Source organism: Pseudomonas sp. GW821-FHT09E04 (assembly GCF_059416185.1).
In genome coordinates, this window is sequence record NZ_JBWKOR010000002.1 from 741,572 (window position 1) to 768,035 (window position 26,464).

The following is a 26,464-nucleotide window of genomic DNA, read 5'->3' on the forward strand; positions in this document are numbered from 1 at the left end:
GCAGGACCTTCGCTATGAGTCTAGTAGGAGAAAATCCACATCATGGACAACTCACTTCTCACCAGTCGGCCGAACGGGCTGTAGCCCTTTCACGTTCGCGAAGCCCATTGCGGCCATTGGCGAACATCCATCACCGGATTCTTTGCTATCCCGTCGCCGGGCGTTCACTGATAGTGTTACCGCCAGGCGCGAGATCGATTGCACGACTACCTCATAGCAAAGCCCGTACCACACCGCTCGCTGAAGCGATTGAGCGACAGGTCAATAGCAAAACTTGTAGCCTTGCGACATCTTCTTAACGGATCAACCGGGCGCGCACCCCCATCACGCACTTAATGAGAGCGCCCGCACATTTTTGGAGCAGCCATGACCGAGCCCTTGATTCTTCAGCCTGTTAAGGCAGCCGACGCCTGCGTGATCTGGCTGCACGGCCTCGGCGCCGACCGCTATGACTTTCTGCCGGTGGCCGAGGCCTTGCAGGAAAGCCTGCTGAGCACGCGCTTCGTTTTGCCCCAGGCACCGACCCGCCCGGTGACAATAAATGGCGGTTATGCCATGCCGAGCTGGTACGACATCAAGGCGATGAGCCCGGCTCGTGCCATCGACCGCGATGAGCTGGAAGCGTCCGCCGATCACGTCATCGAATTGATCGAACAACAGCGCGCCAGCGGAATAGACGCTTCGCGGATTTTCCTTGCCGGATTTTCCCAGGGCGGCGCCGTGGTCTATCACACCGCGTTTCTGAAATGGCAGGGGCCGTTGGGTGGCGTGTTGGCGTTGTCGACCTACGCGCCGACGTTCAGCGACGAACTGGAGCTGTCCGCCAGCCAGCAACGGATTCCGGTGCTGGCACTGCACGGCCAGTTCGACAACGTGGTGCAAAACTCGATGGGCCGCACGGCGTATGAGTATCTCAAGGCCCATGGTGTCACCGTGACATGGCAGGAATACCCAATGGAGCACGAAGTGTTACCCGAAGAAATTCGCGACATCGGCGTGTGGCTGAGCGAACGCCTGCGCTGATCGTCCGGGGCTCGATTTTCCAGTGGTCGGGCCCCTTTGATCATCCCACTACGCCGCGCCCGTTTCTTGCATTACACTGGCCGGCGTACATTCCTTAACCAATTGATGAGATGACCGTGCTCAAAGCACTCAAGAAGATGTTCGGAAAAAGCGAGGCTGAGCAGCTCGCGCCAGCTCCCAGTGCGCCGTCGCACGCCCCCGGTCATCGCAGCGATGCCAAACCGGCGGACCGCCAGGCTCCCGTAGCCACACCGAAACGCGAACCGGCACCCGCTGCTGTTTCCGCTCCCGCTCCAGAAAGCGCCCGCAGCGAAACACCCAAACCGGCCAAACCACGCCGCGAACCGAAGCCCAAGGCCCCGGTCATTCCCTGGAAACTCGAAGACTTCGTCGTCGAGCCACAGGAAGGCAAGACCCGTTTCCACGATTTCAAACTCGCCCCGGAACTGATGCACGCCATCCAGGACCTGGGTTTCCCGTATTGCACGCCGATCCAGGCGCAGGTGCTGGGTTTCACCCTCGCCGGCAAAGACGCCATCGGCCGCGCCCAGACCGGTACCGGCAAGACCGCCGCGTTCCTGATCTCGATCATCACCCAGCTGTTGCAGACCCCGCCGCCGAAAGAGCGCTACATGGGCGAGCCACGGGCGCTGATCATCGCGCCGACCCGTGAACTGGTAGTGCAGATCGCCAAGGACGCCGCCGACCTGACCAAGTACACCGGCCTCAACGTCATGACGTTCGTCGGCGGCATGGACTTCGACAAGCAGCTCAAGCACCTCGAAGCCCGCCACTGTGACATCCTCGTCGCCACCCCGGGCCGTCTGCTCGACTTCAACCAGCGTGGCGACGTGCACCTGGACATGGTCGAAGTGATGGTGCTGGACGAAGCCGACCGCATGCTCGACATGGGCTTCATCCCGCAAGTGCGTCAGATCATTCGCCAGACCCCGCCGAAAAGCGAACGCCAGACCCTGCTGTTCTCCGCGACCTTCACCGAAGACGTGATGAACCTCGCCAAGCAGTGGACCACCGACCCTGCCATCGTCGAAATCGAAGTCACCAACGTGGCCAACGAGAACGTCGAACAGCACATCTACGCGGTGGCCGGGGCTGACAAATACAAACTGCTCTTCAACCTGGTCAACGACAACGGCTGGGAGCGGGTCATCGTGTTCGCCAACCGCAAGGATGAAGTGCGGCGCATCGAAGAACGCCTGGTACGCGACGGCATCAACGCCGCGCAACTGTCCGGCGACGTGCCGCAGCACAAGCGGATCAAGACGCTGGAAGGCTTCCGCGAAGGCAAGATCCGCGTACTGGTCGCCACCGATGTGGCCGGTCGCGGCATTCATATCGACGGCATCAGCCACGTGATCAACTTCACCCTGCCGGAAGTCCCGGACGACTACGTGCACCGCATCGGCCGTACCGGTCGGGCCGGTGCCGATGGCGTGTCGATCAGCTTCGCCGGTGAAGACGACTCCTATCAGTTGCCGTCCATCGAAGAAAAACTCGGTCGCAAGATCAGCTGTGAAACGCCACCAACGCATCTGTTGCGGGCGGTTGAGCGCAAGCGCCCACAGTAAGCGACGCCATAAAGAGAAGCGCAGCCGGCAACGGACTGCGCTTTTTTTTCGCCCGGATATTGTTCAATAAAACTAAAAGTCCATAATGGACAAATTAGTTTAGATACAGTCTCCGGAGTCCGACATGTCCAGTACGCCTTACGTGATCGACCAAACCCAGGCCCGTGAGCTTCTGGCCCGGATCGATGTGCCGCAGATCCTGCGCAAGCTGTTCCGCGATCTGGCGGCCGGGCACGCGGTGCAACCGGCGCAGCAACTGGTGGAATTCCCCCAGGGCGCCGGGGACTTCATCAACTATCTGGGCGTGCTGGCCGAAGACGGCGTGTACGGGGTCAAGACCTCGCCGTACATCGTTCGCGAACAGGGCCCGCTGGTGACGGCGTGGACGCTGCTGATGTCGATGCAGACCGGCCAGCCGCTGTTGCTCTGCGATGCCGGCGAACTGACCACCGCACGCACGGCGGCAACCACAGCTGTCGCCGTCGACGCCCTCGCCCCTTTGAAAGCCTCGCGCCTGGCGATCATCGGCAGCGGCAAGGTCGCCCAGGCGCACCTGCATTACGTCAAGACGTTGCGCGAATGGCAGAGCATCCGCGTGTATTCGCCCACGTTGAATGAAGACCCGGCAACCGCCCGCCTGCTGCAAACCCTCGATCCGCGCGTGAGCATCGCTGACAGCCGCGAAGCCGCCATTGCCGACGCAGACGTGATCATGCTCTGCACCTCGTCCGCAGGACCTGTGATCGACCCAGCAACCTTGAACAAACCGGCGCTGATCACCTCGATCAGCACCAACGCACCGCGCGCCCACGAAGTGCCGCCGCAGAGCCTCAACGACATGCAGGTGTTCTGCGACTATCGTCTGACCACACCGGGTTCGGCCGGCGAGATGCTGATCGCCACCGAACAGCATGGCTGGGACAACAGCGCGATCATCGGTGACCTCGCGGATCTGCTCAGCGAGAAAGTGCAGCGTCCGAGTTACGACCGTCACGTGTTCTTCCGCTCCATCGGTCTGGGCCTGGAAGACATCGCCCTGGCCAACGCCGTCTATCAATTGCAGCGCTGACACCGGAGATTTTCATGAGTCATGCAGATTTCATCATCATCGGCGGCGGGATTGCCGGCGCTTCCACCGGTTTCTGGCTGTCGCAACATGGCAAAGTCGTGGTGCTGGAACGCGAATCGCACCCTGCCTATCACTCAACGGGACGTTCGGCCGCGCTGTTCACCGCCGCTTATGGAACCCCGCAGGTTCGGGCGCTGACCCAGGCCAGCCGAGCGTTTTTCGATCACCCGCCCAGCGGCTTCTGTGAACACCCGCTACTGACTCCGCGCGGCGAAATGACTGTGGATTTCACCGGTGACGCCGTCGAACTGAACAATCAATACCTCAGCGCCAAAGCCACGGTGCCGGAGATGCAACTGCTCAGCGCGGAAGAAGCCTGCGTGCGGCTGCCGATCCTGCGCCAGGAAAGGGTCCACGGCGCAATCTACGACCCGACCGCCAGCGACATCGACACCGACGCTCTGCACCAAGGCTATCTGCGTGGTATCCGTCGCAACAATGGGCAAGTCCTGACCGATTGCGAAGTGCTCGGGCTTAGCCGTGATGCCGACGGCGTCTGGCAAGTGCAGACCAACGGCCAGACCTTCAGCGCGCCCATCGTGATCAACGCAGCAGGCGCCTGGGCCGACAAGATCGGTGCCCTGGCCGGCGCCCGGCCGCTGGGCCTGCAACCGAAACGCCGTGCCGCGTTCATCTTTGCCGGCCCCGAAGGCGTGGACATTCACCACTGGCCAATGCTGGTCAGCCTCGACGAATCGTTCTACATGAAGCCCGACGCCGGCATGTTCCTCGGCTCCCCGGCCAACGCCGACCCGGTCGAGCCGCACGACGTGCAGCCGGAAGAACTGGATATCGCCATGGGCATCTACCAGATCGAAGAAGCGACGACCCTGACCATCCGCCGCCCGACGCGCACTTGGGCCGGTCTGCGCAGTTTCGTCGCCGACGGTGATTTGTTGTCCGGGTTCGATCCGCAGGTGCCGGGGCTGTTCTGGGTCGCGGCCCAGGGCGGTTACGGCATCCAGACTTCGCCGGCGATGGGCCAGGCCAGCGCGGCGCTGGTGCGCGGTGAGTCGCTGCCCGAGCACCTCAAGCAGTTCGGTCTGTCCGCCGCCATGCTCTCCCCCGCCCGCCTGGCCTGACCGCCCCCGGATGACGCGCCCAACGGATTGCGGCACACTCGCAACGCCCCCGGACCACGGGGGCGTTGACGTTGCCTGGAGCTCCACAGTTATGACCGCCCCCGAACAATCTCCCGAGCTGAATGACGCCGCGCTGGATAACTTCCACGCCATCGCCGACGCCATCGCCACCCTGTTCTTTCCCCACGCCGAAGTGGTGTTGCATGACCTGCGCACGCAGAAGGTCGACTACATCGCCAACAACCTGTCGAAACGGGTGATCGGCGATGAATCGTCGCTGGAAGACATGCTCAGCGACGACGTCAGCGAACGGAACATCGGCCCGTACGAAAAGCTCAACTGGGACGGTCAGAAGATTCGCAGCCTGAGCACTGTGCTGCGGGACAGCGAAGGGCATCCGCTGGCGGTGCTGTGCATCAACCTGAATATTTCGCTGTTCGAGAACGCCAAGGCTGCGCTGGACCTGTTCCTCTCGCCGAGCAAGCTGATCCCGCAACCGGACTCACTGTTTCGCGATGACTGGCAGGAGCGCATCAACACCTTCCTGCACGCCTGGCTGCGCGAGCGGCAACTGAGCCTGAATCTGCTGACCCGCGACCACAAACGTGAACTGGTACTGGCGCTGCACGCCGAGGGGGCGTTCAAGGGCAAGAGTGCCTCGAACTATGTGGCCAATGTGCTGAACATGGGGCGGGCGACGGTGTACAAACATTTGAAGGAATTGAAGGGCTGAAACCGTGCAGCCTGCGAAGGCTGCACGCTTTTCAACATCAGTCGCCGTAGATGTCCGACTTGAAGTACTTCTCGGAAATCTTCTGATACTCACCACTGGCACGAATGCCGTCGATGGCGGTATTCAACTGGCTGACCAGTTCAGCGTTGCCCTTGCGCACCGCGATCCCGGCGCCCTCGCCCACGTACTTCGGATCCTTCAGTTCCGGCCCGACAAACGCGTAACCCTTGCCGCGCGGCATCGACAGGAAGTCGGTCAGTGGAATGGTGTCGGCGAAAATCGCGTCGAGACGCCCGGCCGCCAGGTCCATGTAGATTTCTTCGTTGTTGCCATAGCGCTTGACGTTGATGCCCTTGGGCTCGAACACCTCGGTGGCGTAGCGATCGGTGGTGGTGGCGCGCTGCACACCGACCGTCTTGCCCTTGAGGCTGGCGTACTGGTCATCGACGTTCGCGCCTTCCTTCATCACCAGCCGCGACGAGGTGAAATAGTACTTGTGGGTGAAGTCCACCGACTTCTTGCGATCTTCGTTGATGGTCATGGACGACAGCGCCATGTCGATTTTCTTCACTTTCAGGGAAGGAATCAGACCGTCGAACTCGCCCTCGACCCACACACACTTGACCTGCATCTGCGCGCACAGGGCGTTGCCGATGTCGTAGTCGAAACCGACGATTTCACCCTGGTCGGTCTTTGAGGCGAAGGGCGGATACGCCGCTTCGATACCGATACGCAGGGTTTTCTCGGCGGCAAACACGCTACTGCACGCCAACAGGCTCAGCGCCAGACCGGTGATGAGGGGGAATTTCTTCATGTTCGTTCTCTCGCGGGTTGTTGTTGGTTTGGCAAGACAGAAGAAAGAGCTGAAACAGGGAAAAGCTTTATTTGTACTTGTAAATCCATACTGGACTTTTACGTACATGCCGTCAATTGGACAAACGCCATCGGCGTCAGCCGATGGTCGGGAGTCGAGGGGAGATTGATTGAGGAGAGGAATTACTGCTTCCAGCGATCCGCCGCCGCATGATCGCTGTCACGACCTTCGACCCAGCGCGGGCCGTCGCTGGTGTTCTCTTTCTTCCAGAACGGCGCGCGGGTTTTCAGGTAATCCATGACGAAGGCGCAGGCGTCGAATGCCGCCTGACGATGGGCACTGGCGGCGCCGACGAACACGATCGGCTCACCCGGCTCCAGCGCGCCGATGCGGTGCAGCACTTCCAGCTTCAACAATGGCCAGCGCTGTTCGGCCTCGACGGCAATCTTGCCCAGGGCCTTTTCGGTCATGCCCGGATAGTGCTCCAGAAACATTCCGGCAACATCGAGGCCATCGTTGAAGTCGCGCACGTAGCCGACAAAACTCACCACCGCGCCGACGCCGACATTGGCCGCGTGCATCGCGTTGACTTCAGCGCCGGGATCGAACGCCGTGGACTGCACACGAATCGCCATGTCTCAGCCTCCGGTCACGGTGGGGAAAAACGCCACTTCGTCGCCATCGACCACCGGTTCGTCGAGCTGACAAAGGTCTTCGTTGCGCGCGCACATCAGGTTCTGTTCGCTCAGCACCTCGGCGCCATCACGCTTGGCGAGCAACGCACGTACATCGTCGACCGTCGCGAAATCGCCCTCGACCTTCACCGAATCCACGCCCAGCGCCTCACGGTAACGGGCAAAAAACTTCACGGTCAGGTTCATGGCTGCTCCGCCTGGAAATGCCCGCTCTTGCCACCGACTTTCTCCAGCAGACGCACGCTTTCGATGGTCATGCCGCGATCCACGGCCTTGCACATGTCGTAGATGGTCAGGGCGGCGACGCTGGCGGCGGTCAGCGCTTCCATCTCGACGCCGGTCTGCCCGGACAGTTTACAGCGAGCCACGATGCGCACGGCGTCGTCACCTTCGGCGCTGAGTTCGACCTTGACGCCGGTCAACATCAGCGGATGGCACAGGGGAATCAGATCACTGGTTTTCTTCGCTGCCTGAATGCCGGCAATGCGCGCCACGGCGAACACGTCGCCCTTGGGATGGCCGCCGCTGACGATCATCTGCAGAGTGTCGGGCAGCATGCGCACCAGCGCTTGGGCCGTCGCCTCGCGGAACGTCACGGCTTTTTCGGTGACGTCGACCATGTTGGCGCGACCTTGGGAATCGAGATGAGTCAGCACGGGATTACTCCTGATCAGGAGCACCGATTGTAAACCTGCGGGTCAAATTTCCGCACATAAAAAACCGGGCGACTTTGCAGTCGCCCGGTTCCTTTGTAAGGGTTACAGATGCGATTCGGCGTATTCGGCCAGAATCGAACGCGGCACCCCTTGCAGGGTGATGTGCACACCGTTGGGGAAGTCTTTGAAACGTTCGGTCAGGTAGGTCAGCCCGGAACTGGTCGCGGACAGGTAAGGGGTGTCGATCTGTGCCAGGTTGCCCAGGCACACCACTTTGGAACCGGCGCCGGCCCGGGTGATGATGGTTTTCATCTGGTGCGGCGTGAGGTTCTGGCATTCGTCGATCAGGATCAGGCTTTGCTGGAAGCTGCGACCGCGAATGTAGTTGAGCGATTTGAACTGCAACGGCACTTTGCTGAGGATGTAGTCGACGCTGCCATGGGTGTTTTCGTCATCCATGTGCAAGGCTTCGAGGTTGTCGGTGATGGCCCCCAGCCAGGGCTCCATTTTTTCCGCTTCGGTGCCGGGCAGGAAGCCGATTTCCTGGTCCAGGCCCTGCACGCTGCGGGTGGCGATGATGCGGCGATAACGCTTGCTGACCATGGTCTGCTCGATCGCAGCGGCCAGCGCCAGGATGGTCTTGCCGGAACCGGCGGCGCCGGACAGGTTGACCAGATGAATGTCAGGGTCGAGCAAGGCGTACAGCGCCAGGCTCTGATAGATGTCACGCGGCTTGAGGCCCCAGGCTTCCTGATGCAGCAGCGGTTCCTGGTGCAGATCGAGAATCAGCAGCCGGTCTTCTTCAATCTCCTTGATCCAGCCGACGAACCCCTGCTCATCGATGATGAACTCGTTGATGTGCACGGCCGGCAGGTTGTCGATCAATTGCACCTGGTGCCAGGTGCGGCCATGGTCCTGACGGGTTTCGACCTTGCTCACGCGGTCCCAGAAGGAGCCGGTCATGTTGTGGTAGCCGTTGGGCAGCAGGGACACGTCGTCGACCAACTGGTCGGTGCTGTAGTCCTCGGCCGCAATCCCGCAGGCGCGCGCCTTGAGGCGCATGTTGATGTCTTTGGTGACCAGCACCACCGGTTTCTTCGGATCGCGGGTGTGCAGATCGATCAACTGGTTGATGATTTTGTTGTCGTTCAGGTGCTCGGGCAGAATCAGGTTCGACTCCGCCTGCTTGCTCATCAGAATTGACAGCAACCCCTTCGGCCCGCTCTTTCCGCGCTGGATCGGCACCCCTTGCTCGACGTCTTCGGGCGAGGCATCGCCCAGCGTCTTGTCGATCAGCCGGATGGCCTGGCGGCATTCGGCGGCCACGCTGTGATGCCCGCTCTTGAGCTTGTCCAGCTCTTCAAGCACGGTCATCGGGATCGCGACGTGGTGTTCTTCGAAATTCAGCAGGGCGTTTGGATCGTGAATCAGTACGTTGGTATCGAGTACATAAAGGATTGGCTGGTTGGAGGAAGGGCTACGTCCGTGATCATCCATACTCGGTCACCTTTGTGGGAGCCATTCGACGCAATACCTGGACGGTGCTGCGCCTCGAAGTGACTGCCGAATCCACCTGCACAGCTTTTGTCGGGATAGCAGGTGAACCGCACACAAAATGGGTCTTGGAAGACGCCACCTGTGTTGCAGGTTTCGGCGGTCTGACTTCGTAATACTCCAAAACCCGTGACAGAAAAAAGCACTTTGACGCTTTTTTGAAGTTTATTTTGCAAAGTGACGAAAAGCCCTTGGCGGACCGCCCCGCCCCCGTTAGAGTCGGAAGTCCGCCTGCATCGAATTTTGCAAAAAATTCACCCCAAGCCCAATGTTTCCGGGCTCTCGCCGCTTGTCAGCGAAAAGCGTCCTGACAGTCTTCCCAGCCGATGCCGCTTTGCGCGGTTTGCGTGATCAGCCACGGCAACGCCGTCTTCACCGCATCCTGCTTCATGTTGAAATTGATCACCCCGTGGCGCCACAACAGCATCAGGGTCAGCACCCGCTGTGCGCTCGGATTGCCCTTGAGCTTGCCAGCACCGTCCTGGGCGTCGATGTCCCACAGCGCCACTTGCAGGCCCTGATTGCGCAAGAAACTGCCGGCATCACTGCGGCGCTGCCCCTCTGGTGGACGGAACAGCGGCACGTAGTTCTCCGGCAGCTTGTTCTTCACCAGATCGCTGCTGCGGCGCACCGAGTCCTGCCAGTCCTGCCAGTGGCTGTGGGAGCGGAACTCCCAGCCCTGCACGCCCACGCAGAGTTTCGAGAATTCCGATTGCAGGTTATTCACCGAGCGATCCGCCAGCCGCGCCTGCACATCCTTGCCGAGCAAAAAGAAGGTGCCGCTCAGACTGGATTTGCGCAGGTAGTCAGCGATCCAGTCGGTATTGTCCGGCTGCAGGTTCGCAGCGCTGTCGAAACTCAACAGGAACAGCCGGTCGTGCATCTCGTCGCCGTTGCGCTCGTAGTCGCCGAAATGATCGACTTCGCTGGTGGTCTGCGGCGACAGCGCCGCCTTGCGCATCAGTTCATCCAGGTACTGCTGATGGAAGATCCGGCTCGGCTCTGCCCATTGGGTGTAATAGCTTTCATCGCTGACCACGAACTTGGTCGCCTGCTCGCGCAGGGTCGGCAGGTCTTCGACGAGGAAGCAGAACGAGGCGTCCTGATCGCAGCTCTGTTGGGCGAAGTTGTAATTGGCGAGCAGCCGCTGCCACAGACGCTCACGCAGGCTGTTGATCGCCTCCAGATTGACCGTGCGCAGTCCCAGACGCTGGGCCAGAGCGGCCTCATCCAGCGACTCGCTGCCCAGCAGGCCCCGGGCGAACATCAGGATTTCTGCCCGCGAGGCGACGTCGAACAGGGTCGGGTTGTCGAGTTTCTCCGGCCAGGTGCTGCGATCGAGCGTGGCAATATCGCCCGGCGCCGCAACGGCCCCGAAGCTCAACAGCCACACCGTGAATAAAAGAACAATGCGCAAAGGGGTGTCTCCATAACAAAACCCGCGCGGCACTATAGCCGATCCGGCTCGCAAACCGCCGATCACCTATGGACCTGATAGCTGGAGTCATCCGCCTCAACCCCCTAGAATCGCCCCCACGATTAAAGGAGACGACTTCATGCTGATGGTGATTTCCCCCGCCAAGACCCTCGATTACGAAACACCGCCGGCGACCCAGCGCTTTACCCAGCCGCAATACCTCGACCATTCCCAGGAGCTGATCCAGCAATTGCGCGAGCTGACACCTGCGCAGATCAGCGAACTGATGCACGTCTCCGACAAGATCGGCGGCCTCAACGCCGCGCGTTTCGGCAGCTGGACACCGGCGTTCACCCCCGAGAATGCCAAACAGGCGCTGCTGGCCTTCAAGGGCGACGTCTACACCGGGCTCGACGCCCAGAGCTTCAGCGAAGCCGATTTCGATTACGCGCAACAGCACCTGCGCATGCTCTCCGGCCTCTACGGCCTGCTGCGCCCGCTCGACCTGATGCAACCTTATCGTCTGGAAATGGGCACCAAACTGGCCAATGCCCGGGGCAAGGATCTGTACGCGTTCTGGGGCACGCGCATCAGCGAATGGCTGAACGAAGCGCTGGCCGACCAGGGCGATGACGTGCTGCTGAACCTGGCCTCCAACGAGTACTTCTCGGCGGTCAAACGCTCAGCCCTGAACGCGCGGATCATCAACACCGAGTTCAAGGACCTGAAGAACGGCCAGTACAAGATCATCAGCTTCTACGCCAAGAAGGCCCGCGGCCTGATGAGTCGCTTCGTGATCCAGGAGCGCATCAACGATTCGGCCGCTCTCAAACAGTTCGATGCTCAGGGTTATCGCTACAGTGCCGAACAGTCGAAACCGGACAATCTGGTGTTTCTGCGCGACCACGCCCCGGAATAAAGCATGCTCATTGCACGACTCTTAATAGTGAGAGTCGTGCAGCTCGCACGACGTCAAAAAAACCTCCTCTCTTTTCGCCGATTTATTGGCGCCATAAAAACATCGCCTCGATTTCTATCTTTTCTTTCACTCGACAGTTGTCATTTTTTTCAGTAGTGGCACGTAAATTTTTTACCGGTAGTGGCACAAAACCATCTAACGCGATTATCTGCCTATCAATAAAGGGCGAAATCGAAAGTGCTATCAATATGAGAGCAGTGCCATCTTTCTCAATATTTCAAGAAATTTCAGATTTGGCGATGGGCGGACCGGAACTATGTCCAAATGCATAGCTCATACCACCGGTAACGATTCTCGCCGAACATGTACGAGATAACTTACGCAGAGATCAAAACCATGTAACCAAGTTGTCACAGCAACTTGCCTGAATGGATAACAACTCTGGACAACTATCGAAGGACAGGAGATACGCACCATCAATATCCCCTACAAGGCCAAGGCCGCGCCCTTATAAACGTGCTCGCCTGAGCACCCAACCGCCCGATCCACAGGCCTGCGCCTGACATCGAGCGCGCAATACGAGATTGCACAAGAGTCCTCTTGCCAGAGGATCAGCTGCATAACAGGGCACGTCACAACAATAAGGCCTGGTTGCGCACATCTTGAGTGCACTTATTTAGACACTCGAAACTTAGTATGCCTGCACACGGCATTGTGGCGCCTGCAAGTCACACTTTCGAGTGCACTAAGACCGCTGAACACCATTAACTCCGGCCCTTTAACGGCCTGATATATACAGAGGTAATTGCGATGCGCATCAGCATATTTGGTTTGGGTTACGTCGGCGCAGTGTGTGCCGGTTGCCTGTCTGCACGGGGCCATGACGTGGTTGGCGTCGATGTTGCCAAAGACAAGATCGATATGATCAACGCGGGCAAATCCCCCATTGTCGAACCGGGCCTGGGCGAGTTGCTGGCGCAAGGGATCGAGACCGGTCGTCTGCGCGGTACGACCAACTTCGCCGAGGCGATTCGTGACACCGATTTGTCGATGATTTGCGTCGGCACGCCGAGCAAGAAGAACGGCGACCTGGAACTGAACTACATCGAAGCGGTGTGCCGCGAGATCGGTTTTGTCCTGCGTGAAAAATCCACCCGCCACACCATCGTCGTGCGCAGCACCGTGCTGCCGGGCACCGTGGCCAACGTGGTGATCCCGATCCTCGAAGACTGCTCCGGCAAGAAAGCCGGTGTTGATTTCGGTGTAGCCGTGAACCCTGAGTTCCTGCGTGAATCCACCGCGATCGCCGACTACGACCTGCCACCGATGACCGTCATCGGCGAGTTCGACAAGGCTTCGGGCGACGTTCTGCAATCGCTGTACGAAGAACTCGACGCCCCGATCATCCGCAAGGACATCGCCGTCGCCGAGATGATCAAGTACACCTGCAACGTCTGGCACGCGACCAAAGTGACCTTCGCCAACGAGATCGGCAACATCGCCAAAGCGGTGGGCGTCGATGGCCGCGAAGTGATGGACGTGGTCTGCCAGGACAAGACCCTCAACCTGTCCCAGTACTACATGCGCCCGGGCTTCGCCTTCGGCGGTTCGTGCCTGCCGAAAGACGTGCGCGCCCTAACCTACCGCGCCGGTTCCCTGGACGTCGAAGCGCCGCTGCTCAACTCGCTGATGCGCAGCAACGAATCGCAAGTGCAGAACGCCTTCGACATCGTTGAAAGCCACGACAAACGCAAAGTCGCCCTGCTCGGCCTGAGCTTCAAGGCCGGCACCGATGACCTGCGCGAAAGTCCGCTGGTGGAACTGGCCGAAATGCTGATCGGCAAGGGTTACGACTTGAGCATCTACGACAGCAACGTCCAGTACGCCCGTGTCCACGGCGCGAACAAGGATTACATCGAGTCGAAGATCCCCCACGTGTCGTCCCTGCTCAATGCGGACTTCGATTCGGTGATCGACAACTCCGACGTGATCATCCTCGGCAACCGCGACGAGAAGTTCCGCGCGCTGGCCCAGCAGGCCCCGCACGGCAAACAGGTCATCGACCTGGTCGGCTTCATGGCCAAGGCCACCGATGCCGGCACCCGCACCGAAGGCATCTGCTGGTAACGCAGCAGCAAGCCCCGAGCTTCAAGCCGCACGCCGTGAATCGGCAGGCGGCTTGAAGCCCCCATCACCTTCGGATGACGGTCATGTCCAAGCTCAAACATTTTTTTCTGCAATCCGCCGGCTGGCTTTTGTTTCTGAGCCTGCTGATGGGCCTGGCCCTGATGCTGCCCACGTCCACGTTCGACTCCGAGTCGAAGGACTTCATTTTCCTGATTGGCGCCGTGGGTATCTGGCGCTACTCGATGGGTGCCACGCACTTTGTGCGCGGCATGATTTTTCTCTACATCGTCTACCCGCACATGCGCCGCAAAGTGCGCAAGCTGGGTAAAGCGGCGGACCCGTCGCATGTGTTTCTGATGGTCACCAGTTTTCGCATCGACGCGTTGACCACCGCGCAGGTCTACAGCTCGGTGATCCGCGAAGCCATCGACTGCGAACTGCCGACCACCGTGGTCTGCTCCATCGTCGAAATGTCCGATGAGCTGCTGGTCAAGGCGCTGTGGGCGCGAATGAATCCGCCAGAGCGGGTGAAGCTCGACTTCGTGCGCATTCCCGGCACCGGCAAGCGCGACGGCCTGGCTTATGGTTTCCGTGCGATCTCCCGTCACCTGCCGGACGACCGTGCCGTGGTCGCCGTGATCGACGGCGACACCGTGCTCGGCGAAGGCACCGTGCGCAAGACCGTGCCGTGGTTCCAACTGTTCGGCAACGTCGGCGGCCTGACCACCAACGAATTTTGCGAAGTGCGCGGCGGCTACATCATGAGCGAGTGGCACAAACTGCGCTTCGCCCAGCGCCACATCAACATGTGCTCGATGGCCCTGTCCAAGCGCGTGCTGACCATGACCGGCCGGATGTCGGTGTTCCGCGCCACCGTGGTCACCAACCCGGAATTTATCGCCGACGTTGAAAGCGACTCACTGCAACACTGGCGTCTGGGCCGTTTCAAGTTCTTGACTGGCGACGACAAGTCGAGCTGGTTCAGCCTGATGCGTCTGGGCTACGACACCTTCTACGTGCCGGATGCCGCGATCAACACCGTTGAACATCCGCCGGAAAAGAGCTTCATCAAGGCCAGTCGCAAACTGATGTTCCGCTGGTACGGCAACAACCTGCGGCAGAACTCCCGGGCTCTGGGCCTGGGCGTGAAACGCCTCGGCGCCTTCACCTCGGTGGTGCTGTTCGACCAGCGCGTGTCGATGTGGACCTCGCTGCTCGGACTGACCGTGGCAATCATCGCCAGCTTCAAATACGGCGGCGCGTTCATCCTCGCGTACCTGCTGTGGATCGGCATCACCCGCCTGATTCTGACGCTGCTGCTGTCCTGCTCCGGCCACCGCATCGGCCCGGCGTACCCGGTGATTCTCTATTACAACCAGATCGTCGGTGCGCTGGTGAAGATCTACGTGTTCTTCCGCCTCGACCAACAATCCTGGACTCGCCAGCCCACTTCCCTGACCCGTGACCTCGCCAGCTTTCAACGTTGGTTCAACACCTGGTCGTCTCGGACCATGACCTTCTCCGCCGGCAGCATTTTCGTCGCCGTGCTGCTGATGATGGTCTGACCCGCCCCTCTTGAATTAACAAGGAAATCGCCCCTATGAATACCGCCGTCAACGCCAACGTAGTGCATGAATCCGAAGCCCAGCGTCAGCACGCCCGGGTGAAAATCCCGGCTAAGCTGCGGTTCTTCGGTCCCGACCGGACACCGGTCGAAGCACGGGTCATCGACCTGTCTGCCGGTGGTCTGGCGTTCAATGCCGGTCAGTTGCCGCTGACGATTGGCGAGGTGCGCAAGGCGCGCCTGCAATTCGTCATCGACAACCTCGGCATCGCCATGGACGTTGAACTGCAAGTGCGCTCCTACGACCGCCAGACCGGTCGCGCCGGCTGCCAGTTCCAGAACCTCGAACCGCAGGACATCTCGACCCTGCGCCACCTGATCACTTCGCACTTGGCCGGCGACATCGTCAGCATCGGCGAAGTGCTGGCAACCCTGCAGCGCGACAACTTCACCAAGGCGCGCAAGGTCAAGGACGGCGGCCACGGCATGACCCCGTTCGGGCGCCTGAAAGCCGTGACCTTCAGCGCCGGCATTTTCGCGATCGGCCTCGTGGCAGCGGGTTTCGTCTTCAAATCGGTGTACAGCATGTATTTCGTCAGCCACGCACAGGCCGGTCTGGTCAGCGTGCCGGGCATGAACATCACCATGCCGCGCGACGGCACCGTACAGAGCCTGGTGAAATCCGACGGCGTCGCCGCCAAAGGCGCACCGCTGGCGACGTTCAGCACCAGCATGCTCGACGTGCTCAAGGGCCATCTGGACGAGGATCAACTGCAACCGGCCAAGGTTGAAGAACTGTTCGGCAAGCAAATGACCGGCACGCTCACCTCCCCTTGCGATTGCACCGTGGCCCAGCAACTGGTGGCTGACGGTCAATACGCGAGCAAAGGTGATGTGATCTTCTCGCTGGTGCCGCGCAACACCCAGGCCACCGTCGATGCGCGCTTCTCCTATCGCCAGTTCGGCGACGTGCGCCCGGGCACCCCAGTGAGCTTCCAGATCGCCGGCGAAGACAAGACCCGCACCGGCAAGATCGTCAGCAGCACCAGCCTGAAAAGCGCCGACCTGTCCTCCGACATCCGTGTGCAGATCCAGCCTGACGAGCCGCTGGACAGCAGCTTCGCCGGCCGCCCGGTGGAAGTGAACAGCGACCGTGGTCCGAACCTGAACTGGCTGATCGACAAAGCCATGGCTGCCGGTCTTTAAGTCGAGGACATGCCTATGACGAGCCCTATCAGAATCCCGCCGGCCCCGCTGAGCCTGGCCATGGCCATGGCAATCGCCCTGGCCGGTTGCGCCGGCCTGCCCGACCAGCGTCTGGCCAACGAAGCGCTCAAGCGCGGTGACACCGCGACCGCCGCGCAGAACTACCGTGCACTGGCCGACCTGGGTTACAGCGAAGCTCAGGTCGGGTTGGCCGACATTCAGGTCGACAGCCGTGACCCCGCGCAGATCAAACAGGCTGAGGCGACCTACCGCGCAGCGGCCGATGTTTCGCCGCGTGCCCAGGCCCGTCTCGGTCGCTTGCTGGTGGCCAAGCCCGGCGCCACCGAGGCCGAGCATCAGGAAGCCGAAACCCTGCTGAAGAAAGCCGCCGCCAACGGCGAAGGCAACACGCTGATCCCGCTGGCGATGCTGTACCTGCAATACCCGCACAGCTTCCCGAACATCAACGCCCAGCAGCAGATCGACCAGTGGCGCAAATCCGGCTACCCGGAAGCCGGCCTGGCGCAGGTGCTGCTGTATCGCACCCAGGGTACTTACGACCAGCATCTGGATGAGGTGGAAAAGATCTGCAAGGCCGCGCTCAACACCACCGACATCTGCTACGTCGAACTGGCCACGGTCTATCAGAAACGTGGCGCGCCGGAGCAACAGGCCGAGCTGATCAAACAACTGCAGGCTGCTCACAGCCGTGGCAGCGTCAGCGCCCAGCGCGTGGATTCCGTTGCCCGTGTGCTCGCCGATTCGACCCTGGGCAAGACCGACGAAAAAACCGCACAGTCGCTGCTCGAGCCGATCGCTCCGGGCTACCCGGCGTCGTGGGTCACCCTTGCGCAATTGCTCTACGACTTCCCGGAACTCGGCGACACCGACCAGATGATGAAGTACCTGGACAACGGCCGCGCCGCCGACCAGCCGCGCGCCGAACTGTTGCTGGGCAAGCTCTACTACGAAGGCAAACTGGTGCCTGCCGACGCCAAAGTCGCCGAGGAACATTTCCAGAAAGCCGTCGGCCGCGAAGTCGCCGCCGATTACTACCTCGGCCAGATCTACCGCCGTGGCTACCTCGGCAAGGTCTATCCGCAGAAGGCCCTCGACCATCTGCTGACCGCTGCGCGCAACGGCCAGAACAGTGCCGACTTCGCCATCGCCCAGCTGTTCTCCCAAGGCAAGGGCACCAAACCCGACCCACTCAACGCCTACGTATTCAGCCAGTTGGCCAAGGCGCAGAACACCCCGCAAGCCGATGAGCTGGCGACCACCCTCGCGGCGCAATTGCCGCCCGAGCGCCTGGCCGAAGCCCAGCGTCTGTTGCAGCAGGAACAGGCCAGCCGAGGCGCCCTGAACCAGAACACGCTGCAACTGCACGCCCTGCAAGAAGAAGACGGCGAGGAAAAATTATGAAGCTGAATCCATTCGTGAAGGCCGGCCTTGGCCTTTCGTTCGCGCTGATCTGGTCTTGCCCGACACTGGCCGCGATCACTGAAACCAAGAACTTCGGCCTCGAAGTGAAAATCACCGGCCAATCCGAAGACGACCGCGACCTTGGCACTGCCAAGGGTGGCGACGTCAACGGCGTCGGTCTCGATTTGCGTCCGTGGGTCTATGGCGAAAGCGGCGCGTGGAGCGCCTATGCCATGGGTCAGGCGGTCGCTTCCAGCGACATCATCGAAACCGACACCCTGCAACAGTCCGACGGTGCCGAAAACACCGACAGCGGTGATCGCAAGACCAAGAAAAACTACCTGGCGATGCGCGAGTTCTGGGTCGGCTACAGCGGCTTCACGCCCTACCCCGGCGAGATCCTCAAGTTCGGTCGCCAGCGCCTGCGCAACGACGACGGCCAGTGGCGCGACACCAACATCGAAGCGCTGAACTGGACCTTCGACACCACCCTGCTGCGCGCCAACGCCGGTGTTGCCGAACGCTTCAGCGAATACCGCACCGACCTCAAAGAGCTGGCGCCGAAAGACAAGGACCGCCTGCACGCTTACGCCGACGCCTCCTACCAGTGGACGCCGGGCAACTGGGTCGGCATCCGTGGTCACCACACCCATGATGACGGCAAGCTCGATTACGCCGAACCGGGTGTGCCCCGCGACACCCTCGACAAAACCCAGAACGGCGACATCAGCTGGCTCGGCCTGACCGCCGACAGCGACGCGTACAACTGGCGCAACACCAATACGGTCAACTACTGGGGCAGCATCACCGGCATGAGCGGCGACCGCGACACGGTCAACCCGCTGAACGCCGATGGCAACCGCCCGGCACAAGCCAAGCGCAGCGAAGACATCAACGGCTGGGCCACCGACATCGGCGTGCGTCTGCGCCTCGATCCGCAGTGGCAAGTCGGTGCGGCGTATGCCCGCGCCAGCGCCGATTACGAACAGAACGGCCTGGAAAGCAACCGCTCGAACTACACCGGCACTCGCTCGCGGGTTCACCGTTTCGGCGAAGCCTTCCGGGGCGAAATGAACAACATGCAGACCGTCACGCTGTTCGGTTCGTGGATGCTCAACGACCAGTACGACGCCAGTCTGATCTACCACAAGTTCTGGCGTGTGGACGGCAACAAACCGGTGGGCAGCAACGGCATCAACGCCGTGGAAAACAACACCGACGACGTCACCGGCGCGATCCTTTCCAGCACTTCCCTGCCACTGGACGATGGCAAGAAAGACCTCGGCCAGGAAATGGATCTGGTGGTCACCAAGTACTTCAAGCAAGGCCTGCTGCCGGCAGCGCTGAGCCAGTCGATCGACGAGCCTTCGGCCCTGGTGCGGTTCCGTGGCGGCGTGTTCAAGCCGGGTGATGCCTATGGCAGCCAGGTCGATTCGTACATGCACCGCGCGTTCATCGACGTGATCTGGCGCTTCTGATGCAAACCGCGAAGGGAGTGCCCGACATGAACAACCCAAGGAAAGGCTCGCTCAGCCTGTTGGCCGGCGCGATGCTGCTGGCCTCGGCCGGGGCCTTCGCCAACGTGGAGCCGGTTGCCCCTCAACAAGGCAAACCTGTGACCACGGCGAAAGAGCTGCAACAGGCCAAGACCTACACCGTCAGCAGCGCCCCGACCGAAGCGCTGGAACTGGCCAAGCCGAAATTGCCCGACCTCTCCGGTTTCACCGCCGAAGCCGCTGCCGCGAAAATCGTGCGCAGCAAACCGGGCAAGATCAGCGTGCGCCGGATGATGCAGGAAGACGCCCTGAAGGACTTCATCGGCGGCGACAACAAGATGGCCGAATGGGTGGTGCGTCAGCACGGCATCCCGCAGGCGATCTTCGTCGACGACGGCTACCTGAACCTGAAAGAGCTGGCGCAGAAACTGCCCAAGCAGTATTTCAGCGAAACCTCGCCGGGCGTTTACCTGGCCAAGTTGCCGATCGTGGTCGGCCGCAAAGGCATCCTCGAAATCGATGGCCAGACCCAGGAATTGCGCCTGTCCCAGGAGGCCGGTTCGTTCCTGGTCAACGACGGTCAGTTGTTCGTGCGTGATACCAGGATCACTGGCTGGCGCGAGAAGGAAAACGGCCCGGCGACGTTCCGTTCGCCGAAGGAATTCCGCCCGTTCCTGCTGGCCTGGGGTGGCACCGAGACCTATATCGTCAACAGCAAGATGGCCAGCTTCGGCTACGCCAACAGTAAGTCCTACGGCGTGAGTATTTCCCAGTACACGCCGAACATGGCCAAGGTGCTCAAGCGTCCCGAGCCGACCGGCTGGATCGTCGGCTCCGAGTTCTCGGACATGTGGTACGGCTTCTACTGCTACGAGACCCGCGACTTCGTGGTCAAGGGCAACACCTACAAGGACAACATCGTCTACGGCATTGACCCGCACGACCGTTCCCACGGTCTGATCATTGCCGAGAACACGGTGTACGGCACGAAGAAGAAGCACGGGATCATCATTTCCCGTGAGGTGAACGACAGCTTCATCTTCAACAACAAGAGTTTCGACAACCACCTCTCGGGCCTGGTGATCGACCGTAACAGCGTCAACAACATCATTGCCTACAACGAGATCTACAAGAACCACACCGACGGCATCACCCTCTACGAGTCCGCCGACAACCTGCTGTGGGGCAACAAGGTCATCAGCAACAAGCGCCACGGCATCCGCATTCGTAACAGCGTGAACATCCGCCTCTACGAAAACGTCGCCATGGCCAACGGCCTGACCGGCGTCTACGGCCACATCAAGGACCTGACCGACACCGACCGTGACATCAAGCTCGACCCGTTCGACGCTCAGGTTTCGCTGATCGTGGTCGGCGGTGAGCTGGCCGCCAACGGCAGCGGCCCGCTGTCGATCGATTCGCCCTTGAGTGTCGAGCTGTATCGCGTGTCGATGCTGGCGCCGACCAAATCCAGCGGCATCAGCTTCAACGGCATCCTTGGCGAGCGTCAGGATGAAATTCTCGACCTGCTGGTGCGCCAGCAGAAAGCCGTGCTGATCGACCCTGTCGAACGCCAGACCGAAATGCGGGACTGAGGACAATTTTATGCACCCACACCTGATCAAGTTACTCAGCCTGTCGGCCCTGACCGTGGGCATTCTGGCGGCCAGCAATGGTGCGCGCGCCGATGAAACTGCCGGCGCCACACCGCCGAAGTTCAGCGCCGAACCGTGCTGCAACCTGTGCCCGGCGGCGCATGACGCGAAGAACTACACCACCCGTTACCAGCAGAACTTCACCACCCTGGTGCAGGCCCAGGGCGACTGGTTGTTCCGGACCCAGGAAGATTTGCGCACCGAGTTCAACACCACCCCGGCCGGCTACAAGCGCCTGCAACAGCTGCACGATGCGTTCAAGGCCAAAGGTGTCGAACTGGTGATTGTCTACCAGCCCACCCGTGGTCTGGTGAACCGCAACAAGCTCAACCCGCAGGAAAAAGCCGCGTTCGATTACGAGAAAGCGCTGGGCAACTACAAGACCATGCTCGGCCGTTTCGCGCAGATGGGTTACGTGGTGCCGGACCTGTCACCACTGACCAACGAATCGCTGCCCGACACCCTGCCCGCCCACGATTTCTACTTCCGTGGCGACCAGCACTGGACGCCTTACGGTGCGCAGCGCACGGCGAAAATCGTCGCCGAGAAGGTCAAGCAGATCCCGGCCTTCGCCGATATTCCCAAGCGTGAATTCGAAACCAAACGCTCCGGGCGCATGGGCAAGACCGGCACCCTGCACAACATGGCCGGGCAACTGTGCGGCACCAGTTACGCGATCCAGTACATGGACCAGTTCACCACCGAGCCGAAAGGCGAGGCCGGTGACGGCGACCTGTTCGGTGATGCCGGCAACCCGCAGATCACCCTTGTGGGTACTTCGCACAGCGGCAAGAACTACAACTTCGCCGGGTTCCTCGAAGAAGCCATCGGCGCCGACATCCTCAACGTCGCCTTCCCCGGCGGCGGTCTGGAAGGCTCGATGCTGCAGTACCTGGGCAGCGACGAATTCCAGAAGACGCCGCCGAAGATTCTCATCTGGGAATTCTCGCCGCTGTACCGCCTCGACCAGGAAACCATCTACCGCCAGATGATGGCGCTGCTGGATAACGGTTGCGAAGGCAAGGAAACCCAAATGTCCGCCAGCACCACACTCAAGCCCGGCGGCAAACAGGAACTGCTGGTCAACAGCAAGAACCTGAACCTGCAGAACAGCAGCCATCAGGTCGACATCCGCTTCGCCGATCCCTCGGTGAAAACCCTGCAAGCCACCCTCTGGTACATGAACGGTCGCCACGAGGACATCAAGATCGAGAAACCGGAAACCTCCGACACCGACGGTCGTTTCGCCTTTGAGCTGCGCACGGACGAAGACTGGGCCTCGCAAAACCTGCTGGCCGTCGAAGTCCAGGGCCCGGAAGCGGGCACCGCGCCACAGAAAGTCGAAGCGAAAATCTGCAAACGCAACGTATTCCCGGGCGCGGGGCAACAAACCGCTCAGGTCGGGCAATGAGGTCTGCTATGCGAAATCCGAAACTGAAAACTCTGTTAGCGCCGACGCTGCTCGGGCTGGCGATCTTCGCCGGCACCGCGCAGGCTGCCGCACCACTGCGTCCCCCTCAGGGCTACTTTGCACCTGTGGATAAATTCAAGACCGGCGACAAGAGCGAAGGCTGCGATGCGATGCCGGCGCCGTACACCGGGCCGCTGCAATTTCGCAGCAAGTACGAAGGCTCGGACAAGGCCCGCGCGACGCTGAACGTGCAGTCGGAAAAAGCCTTTCGCGATACCACCAAAGACATCACCACGCTGGAGCGCAGCACCGCCAAACGGGTAATGCAGTTCATGCGCGACGGTCGTCCGGAACAGCTCGACTGCACACTGAACTGGCTGGCTACTTGGGCTCGGGCGGATGCATTGATGTCGAAAGACTTCAACCACACCGGCAAGTCGATGCGCAAATGGGCGCTGGGCAGCATGGCCTCTTCGTACATTCGCCTGAAGTTCTCCGACTCGCATCCACTGGCCCAGCATCAACAGGAAGCGCAGTTGATCGAAGCCTGGTTCAGCAAGATGGCCGACCAAGTGGTCAGCGACTGGGACAACCTGCCGCTGGAAAAAACCAACAACCACTCGTACTGGGCCGCCTGGTCGGTGATGGCGACGTCCATCGCCACCAACCGCCGCGACCTGTTCGATTGGGCGGTCAAGGAATACAAGGTCGGCGCCAATCAGATCGACGCCGACGGCTACCTGCCGAACGAACTCAAGCGCCAGCAACGCGCCCTCGCCTATCACAACTACGCCCTGCCGCCGCTGGCGATGATCGCCAGTTTTGCGCAGGTCAACGGTGTCGATCTGCGCCAGGAAAACAATGGCGCGCTGAAACGCCTGGGTGACCGGGTGCTGGCCGGGGTGAAAGATCCCGAGGACTTCGAGAAGAAGAACGGCAAAGAGCAGGACATGACCGATTTGAAAGAGGACATGAAATTCGCCTGGCTTGAGCCGTTCTGCAGCCTCTACACCTGTTCGCCGGATGTGCTGGAGAAGAAGCACGGCATGCAGCCGTTCAAGACCTTCCGCCTCGGCGGCGACCTGACCAAGGTCTACGACCCGTCCCACGAGAAAGGCAACAAGGGCAGTTAGTCGCTGATCGTTTCACCCCTCCAATTCCACGGGGGGTTTGGGGGGGCTTTGGCCCTTGACTGTTGGTTCAAACATGGAGAGATCGGGATGGTATTTTCATCCAACGTGTTCCTGTTTCTGTTCTTGCCGATCTTTCTCGGCTTGTACTACCTGAGCGGGCAACGCTATCGCAATCTGCTGCTGCTGATCGCCAGCTACGTGTTCTACGCGTGGTGGCGGGTGGACTTCCTGGCGCTGTTCGCTGGCGTCACCCTGTGGAACTACTGGATCGGCCTGAAAGTCGGCGCCGCCGGTGTGCGGACCCAACCGGCCCAGCGCTGGCTGCTGCTCGGCGTGGCGGTGGATCTGTGCATCCTCGGCTACTTCAAGTACGCCAACTTCGGCGTCGACAGCATCAACGCGATGATGACGTCGGTCGGTCTTGAGCCGTTCATCCTGACCCACGTACTGCTGCCGATCGGTATCTCGTTCTACATCTTCGAGTCGATCAGCTACATCATCGACGTCTACCGCGGCGACACCCCGGCCACCCGCAACCTGATCGACTTCGCGGCGTTCGTGGCGATCTTCCCGCACCTGATCGCCGGTCCCGTGCTGCGCTTCCGCGACCTGGCCGACCAGTTCAACAACCGCACCCACACCCTCGACAAGTTCTCCGAGGGCTGTACGCGGTTCATGCAGGGTTTCATCAAGAAAGTCTTCATCGCCGACACCCTCGCTGTTGTGGCCGACCATTGCTTCGCCCTGCAAAACCCGACCACGGGCGATGCCTGGCTCGGCGCGCTGGCTTACACCGCGCAGCTGTATTTCGACTTCTCGGGTTACAGCGACATGGCCATCGGCCTGGGCCTGATGATGGGTTTCCGTTTCATGGAAAACTTCAAGCAGCCTTACATCAGCCAGTCGATCACCGAGTTCTGGCGCCGCTGGCACATCAGCCTGTCGACCTGGTTGCGTGACTACCTCTACATCACCCTCGGCGGCAACCGCAAAGGCACGCTGATGACCTATCGCAACCTGTTCCTGACCATGCTGCTCGGTGGTCTGTGGCACGGCGCGAACATCACCTACATCGTCTGGGGTGCGTGGCACGGCATGTGGCTGGCGATCGAGAAAATGCTCGGCCTCAACACCTCGCCGCGCAGCCTCAATCCGATCCGCTGGGCGCTGACCTTCCTGCTGGTGGTCATGGGCTGGGTGATCTTCCGCGCCGAGAACCTGCACGTTGCCGGTCGCATGTACGGTGCGATGTTCAGCTTCGGCGACTGGTCGCTGTCGGAACTCAACCAGGCCAGCCTCACCGGTCTGCAAGTCGCGACTCTGGTGGTGGCTTACGTGACCCTGGCGTTCTTCGGCCTGCGTGATCTGTACACCAATCAGCCTCCAGCCAAGACCAAACCTGTAGTGAACGTCGAAAGCGACGGCCCTGCCGGCGCACAACCGGGTCTGATCAAGGCTGCTCCGGGAGAAAACCCGGCCAGCATCCACGAACCTGGCTACACCGTCGGCGTCGACGCCCAGGTGCAACCGGCGTACTGGACGGCGGACTGGTCGCGCTACGTGATGCGCGGGCTGATCCTGCTGCTGTTCATCGCCTCGATTCTCAAACTCTCGGCGCAAAGCTTCTCGCCGTTCCTTTACTTCCAGTTCTGAGGGATCTGACATGACCCGCTCATTACGCATCTTCTACATCGCGCTGTTTCTGGTGACCCTGCTGGTGCTCGGTCTGTGGTCGGTGCGCAGCTTCTTCGGCTTCAGCACCAATGCCGACGCGACGGTACTCAACGGCCGCTGGACCAAAGCCGTGGAAACCCACTACGACGATGAATTCCCGATCAAGCGTCTGGGCACCAACCTCTGGGCCGCGCTGGATTTCAAACTGTTCAACGAAGGTCGTCCGGGCGTGGTGCTCGGTCGCGATCAGTGGTTGTACAGCGATGAGGAATTCAACCCGATCGTCAACGAAGAGCTGAACCTGCAAGGCAACTACGCGCTGGTCGAAGGCGTGCGCCAGACCCTGAAGGAGAAAGGCGTGAAACTGGTGATGGCGATCGTGCCGGCCAAGGTTCGCCTGTACCCGGAACACCTGGGTGAAGTGAAACCGGCGAGCATCCACGCCAACCTCTATCAGGACTTCCACGCCCGTGTCGCGGCGGACAAAATCCTCGCCCCGGACCTGCTCGGCCCGCTGCAAAAGGCCAAGCAGAACGGTCAGCAAGTGTTCCTGCGCACTGACACCCACTGGACCCCGGAAGGCGCGGAAATCGCCGCCAACACCCTGGCCAAGACCATCGCCGACAAGTTCCCGCTCAGCGGCGAGCCGCAGCGTTTCGTCACCACACCTGCCGAGAAGGTCACGCACAAGGGCGACCTGCGTCTGTTCCTGCCGCTGGATCCGCTGTTCGAAAACCTGATGCCGGCGCAAGAGCCGCTGCAAAAGCGCAACACCGTGGCCGCCGCCGAGCAGCCTGCCGGTGACGATGCGCTGTTCGCCAACAGCGAAGTGCCGGTCGCGCTGATCGGCACCAGCTACAGCGCCAACCCCAACTGGAACTTCGTCGGTGCGCTCAAGCAAGCGCTGCACAGCGACGTCGTCAACTACGCCGAAGATGGCCACGGCCCGATCCTGCCGATGCTCAGCTACCTGAAAAGCGATGACTTCAAGAACAGCCCGCCACAGGTGCTGATCTGGGAGTTTCCCGAACGATATCTGCCTGTGAACAACGAAATCGGCGACGCCGACCCGCAGTGGGTCGCAGAGCTTAAACAAGCCGGCGCGCGCCAACAAAACGTAGCAATCAACACTAAATCCGAGACGCCCGATCGGGCGCAAAACTGA

General features: G+C 60.8%; 22 protein-coding genes. 16 read left to right on the forward strand and 6 right to left on the reverse strand.

Translation table 11 applies throughout. The annotated features are described in order from the left end of the window. Positions 1–366: 366 nt before the first annotated feature. The 5 genes from AC07N4_RS09855 (at position 367) to AC07N4_RS09875 (ending at position 5,556) form a co-directional block, all read left to right on the forward strand. Positions 367–1,023: an alpha/beta hydrolase gene (locus AC07N4_RS09855; RefSeq protein ID WP_192559848.1), complete on the forward strand. Its 657-nt coding sequence runs from the start codon at positions 367–369 to the stop codon at positions 1,021–1,023. Positions 1,024–1,133: 110 nt separating this feature from the next. Beyond that, the gene (gene rhlB, locus AC07N4_RS09860) at positions 1,134–2,612 is read left to right on the forward strand and encodes an ATP-dependent RNA helicase RhlB (RefSeq protein WP_096819178.1); all 1,479 of its coding nucleotides are present in this window, start codon (positions 1,134–1,136) and stop codon (positions 2,610–2,612) included. Between the two features lie 124 nt (positions 2,613–2,736). Beyond that, the gene (locus AC07N4_RS09865; RefSeq protein ID WP_493065317.1) at positions 2,737–3,681 is read left to right on the forward strand and encodes an ornithine cyclodeaminase family protein; all 945 of its coding nucleotides are present in this window, start codon (positions 2,737–2,739) and stop codon (positions 3,679–3,681) included. Positions 3,682–3,695: 14 nt separating this feature from the next. Beyond that, positions 3,696–4,823, forward strand: a complete 1,128-nt coding sequence (locus AC07N4_RS09870; RefSeq protein WP_493065316.1) for an NAD(P)/FAD-dependent oxidoreductase — start codon at positions 3,696–3,698, stop codon at positions 4,821–4,823. A 91-nt stretch (positions 4,824–4,914) separates the two neighbouring features. Continuing rightward, entirely contained in the window at positions 4,915–5,556 is a 642-nt protein-coding gene (locus tag AC07N4_RS09875; RefSeq protein WP_249485390.1) for a helix-turn-helix transcriptional regulator, read from the forward strand. A gap of 37 nt (positions 5,557–5,593) precedes the next feature. Here the strand turns inward: AC07N4_RS09875 and AC07N4_RS09880 are convergent, their stop codons facing one another. From AC07N4_RS09880 to AC07N4_RS09905, 6 genes are all read right to left on the reverse strand, one after another. Further along, on the reverse strand, positions 5,594–6,370 hold the full coding sequence (locus AC07N4_RS09880; RefSeq protein WP_102619505.1) for an ABC transporter substrate-binding protein: 777 nt from the start codon (positions 6,368–6,370) through the stop codon (positions 5,594–5,596). Between the two features lie 182 nt (positions 6,371–6,552). Beyond that, positions 6,553–7,005, reverse strand: a complete 453-nt coding sequence (gene moaE, locus AC07N4_RS09885) for a molybdopterin synthase catalytic subunit MoaE (protein WP_085711692.1) — start codon at positions 7,003–7,005, stop codon at positions 6,553–6,555. A 3-nt stretch (positions 7,006–7,008) separates the two neighbouring features. Further along, positions 7,009–7,251 carry a molybdopterin converting factor subunit 1 gene (moaD, locus tag AC07N4_RS09890; protein ID WP_096819168.1) on the reverse strand — a complete coding sequence of 81 codons (243 nt, stop codon included), beginning with the start codon at positions 7,249–7,251 and terminating at the stop codon, positions 7,009–7,011. After that, the gene (moaC, locus tag AC07N4_RS09895) at positions 7,248–7,721 is read right to left on the reverse strand and encodes a cyclic pyranopterin monophosphate synthase MoaC (RefSeq protein WP_007957321.1); all 474 of its coding nucleotides are present in this window, start codon (positions 7,719–7,721) and stop codon (positions 7,248–7,250) included. The genes moaD and moaC overlap by 4 nt, the downstream gene beginning before the upstream one ends. Before the next feature lie 102 nt (positions 7,722–7,823). Next, entirely contained in the window at positions 7,824–9,218 is a 1,395-nt protein-coding gene (locus AC07N4_RS09900) for a PhoH family protein (protein ID WP_096819166.1), read from the reverse strand. Positions 9,219–9,567: 349 nt separating this feature from the next. Then, positions 9,568–10,692, reverse strand: coding sequence for a polysaccharide deacetylase family protein (locus tag AC07N4_RS09905; RefSeq protein ID WP_493065315.1), 1,125 nt, complete (start codon positions 10,690–10,692; stop codon positions 9,568–9,570). Between the two features lie 139 nt (positions 10,693–10,831). Between AC07N4_RS09905 and yaaA the strand changes: the two genes are divergently transcribed. The 11 genes from yaaA to AC07N4_RS09960 all read left to right on the forward strand — a co-directional run bounded on the left by yaaA (position 10,832) and on the right by AC07N4_RS09960 (position 26,464). Beyond that, positions 10,832–11,611 carry a peroxide stress protein YaaA gene (gene yaaA, locus AC07N4_RS09910; protein WP_493065314.1) on the forward strand — a complete coding sequence of 260 codons (780 nt, stop codon included), beginning with the start codon at positions 10,832–10,834 and terminating at the stop codon, positions 11,609–11,611. Between the two features lie 810 nt (positions 11,612–12,421). Beyond that, positions 12,422–13,738, forward strand: a complete 1,317-nt coding sequence (locus AC07N4_RS09915; RefSeq protein WP_096819160.1) for a nucleotide sugar dehydrogenase — start codon at positions 12,422–12,424, stop codon at positions 13,736–13,738. A gap of 83 nt (positions 13,739–13,821) precedes the next feature. Further along, complete coding sequence (gene alg8 / locus AC07N4_RS09920) at positions 13,822–15,303, forward strand: mannuronan synthase (RefSeq protein WP_493065313.1); 1,482 nt, start codon at positions 13,822–13,824, stop codon at positions 15,301–15,303. Between the two features lie 35 nt (positions 15,304–15,338). Then, a complete protein-coding gene (locus AC07N4_RS09925; protein ID WP_102619501.1) occupies positions 15,339–16,508 on the forward strand; it encodes an alginate biosynthesis protein Alg44 in 1,170 nt (389 codons plus the stop codon). A gap of 9 nt (positions 16,509–16,517) precedes the next feature. Then, the gene (algK, locus tag AC07N4_RS09930; RefSeq protein WP_273536116.1) at positions 16,518–17,930 is read left to right on the forward strand and encodes an alginate biosynthesis TPR repeat lipoprotein AlgK; all 1,413 of its coding nucleotides are present in this window, start codon (positions 16,518–16,520) and stop codon (positions 17,928–17,930) included. Then, positions 17,927–19,408, forward strand: coding sequence for an alginate export family protein (locus tag AC07N4_RS09935; RefSeq protein ID WP_493065312.1), 1,482 nt, complete (start codon positions 17,927–17,929; stop codon positions 19,406–19,408). The genes algK and AC07N4_RS09935 overlap by 4 nt, the downstream gene beginning before the upstream one ends. Before the next feature lie 26 nt (positions 19,409–19,434). Continuing rightward, positions 19,435–21,021 carry a mannuronan 5-epimerase AlgG gene (algG, locus tag AC07N4_RS09940; RefSeq protein ID WP_192559838.1) on the forward strand — a complete coding sequence of 529 codons (1,587 nt, stop codon included), beginning with the start codon at positions 19,435–19,437 and terminating at the stop codon, positions 21,019–21,021. 10 nt (positions 21,022–21,031) lie between these two features. Continuing rightward, entirely contained in the window at positions 21,032–22,492 is a 1,461-nt protein-coding gene (locus AC07N4_RS09945; RefSeq protein ID WP_273536120.1) for an alginate O-acetyltransferase, read from the forward strand. 8 nt (positions 22,493–22,500) lie between these two features. Next, complete coding sequence (locus AC07N4_RS09950; protein WP_273536122.1) at positions 22,501–23,625, forward strand: mannuronate-specific alginate lyase; 1,125 nt, start codon at positions 22,501–22,503, stop codon at positions 23,623–23,625. Positions 23,626–23,712: 87 nt separating this feature from the next. Beyond that, the gene (locus AC07N4_RS09955) at positions 23,713–25,278 is read left to right on the forward strand and encodes an MBOAT family O-acyltransferase (RefSeq protein ID WP_493065311.1); all 1,566 of its coding nucleotides are present in this window, start codon (positions 23,713–23,715) and stop codon (positions 25,276–25,278) included. A 10-nt stretch (positions 25,279–25,288) separates the two neighbouring features. Beyond that, a complete protein-coding gene (locus AC07N4_RS09960; RefSeq protein WP_248738254.1) occupies positions 25,289–26,464 on the forward strand; it encodes an alginate O-acetyltransferase in 1,176 nt (391 codons plus the stop codon).

Coding starts and splice junctions, on each gene's coding strand:
- yaaA (WP_493065314.1), top strand. CDS start 10,832: ATGCTGATGGTGATTTCCCCCGCCAAGACCCTCGATTACGAAACACCG.
- AC07N4_RS09855 (WP_192559848.1), top strand. CDS start 367: ATGACCGAGCCCTTGATTCTTCAGCCTGTTAAGGCAGCCGACGCCTGC.
- AC07N4_RS09935 (WP_493065312.1), top strand. CDS start 17,927: ATGAAGCTGAATCCATTCGTGAAGGCCGGCCTTGGCCTTTCGTTCGCG.
- AC07N4_RS09880 (WP_102619505.1), bottom strand. CDS start 6,370: ATGAAGAAATTCCCCCTCATCACCGGTCTGGCGCTGAGCCTGTTGGCG.
- AC07N4_RS09870 (WP_493065316.1), top strand. CDS start 3,696: ATGAGTCATGCAGATTTCATCATCATCGGCGGCGGGATTGCCGGCGCT.
- AC07N4_RS09960 (WP_248738254.1), top strand. CDS start 25,289: ATGACCCGCTCATTACGCATCTTCTACATCGCGCTGTTTCTGGTGACC.
- AC07N4_RS09865 (WP_493065317.1), top strand. CDS start 2,737: ATGTCCAGTACGCCTTACGTGATCGACCAAACCCAGGCCCGTGAGCTT.
- AC07N4_RS09900 (WP_096819166.1), bottom strand. CDS start 9,218: ATGGATGATCACGGACGTAGCCCTTCCTCCAACCAGCCAATCCTTTAT.
- moaE (WP_085711692.1), bottom strand. CDS start 7,005: ATGGCGATTCGTGTGCAGTCCACGGCGTTCGATCCCGGCGCTGAAGTC.
- algK (WP_273536116.1), top strand. CDS start 16,518: ATGCCTATGACGAGCCCTATCAGAATCCCGCCGGCCCCGCTGAGCCTG.
- rhlB (WP_096819178.1), top strand. CDS start 1,134: ATGACCGTGCTCAAAGCACTCAAGAAGATGTTCGGAAAAAGCGAGGCT.
- moaD (WP_096819168.1), bottom strand. CDS start 7,251: ATGAACCTGACCGTGAAGTTTTTTGCCCGTTACCGTGAGGCGCTGGGC.
- AC07N4_RS09915 (WP_096819160.1), top strand. CDS start 12,422: ATGCGCATCAGCATATTTGGTTTGGGTTACGTCGGCGCAGTGTGTGCC.
- AC07N4_RS09955 (WP_493065311.1), top strand. CDS start 23,713: ATGGTATTTTCATCCAACGTGTTCCTGTTTCTGTTCTTGCCGATCTTT.
- AC07N4_RS09925 (WP_102619501.1), top strand. CDS start 15,339: ATGAATACCGCCGTCAACGCCAACGTAGTGCATGAATCCGAAGCCCAG.
- AC07N4_RS09875 (WP_249485390.1), top strand. CDS start 4,915: ATGACCGCCCCCGAACAATCTCCCGAGCTGAATGACGCCGCGCTGGAT.
- AC07N4_RS09950 (WP_273536122.1), top strand. CDS start 22,501: ATGCGAAATCCGAAACTGAAAACTCTGTTAGCGCCGACGCTGCTCGGG.
- AC07N4_RS09945 (WP_273536120.1), top strand. CDS start 21,032: ATGCACCCACACCTGATCAAGTTACTCAGCCTGTCGGCCCTGACCGTG.
- alg8 (WP_493065313.1), top strand. CDS start 13,822: ATGTCCAAGCTCAAACATTTTTTTCTGCAATCCGCCGGCTGGCTTTTG.
- algG (WP_192559838.1), top strand. CDS start 19,435: ATGAACAACCCAAGGAAAGGCTCGCTCAGCCTGTTGGCCGGCGCGATG.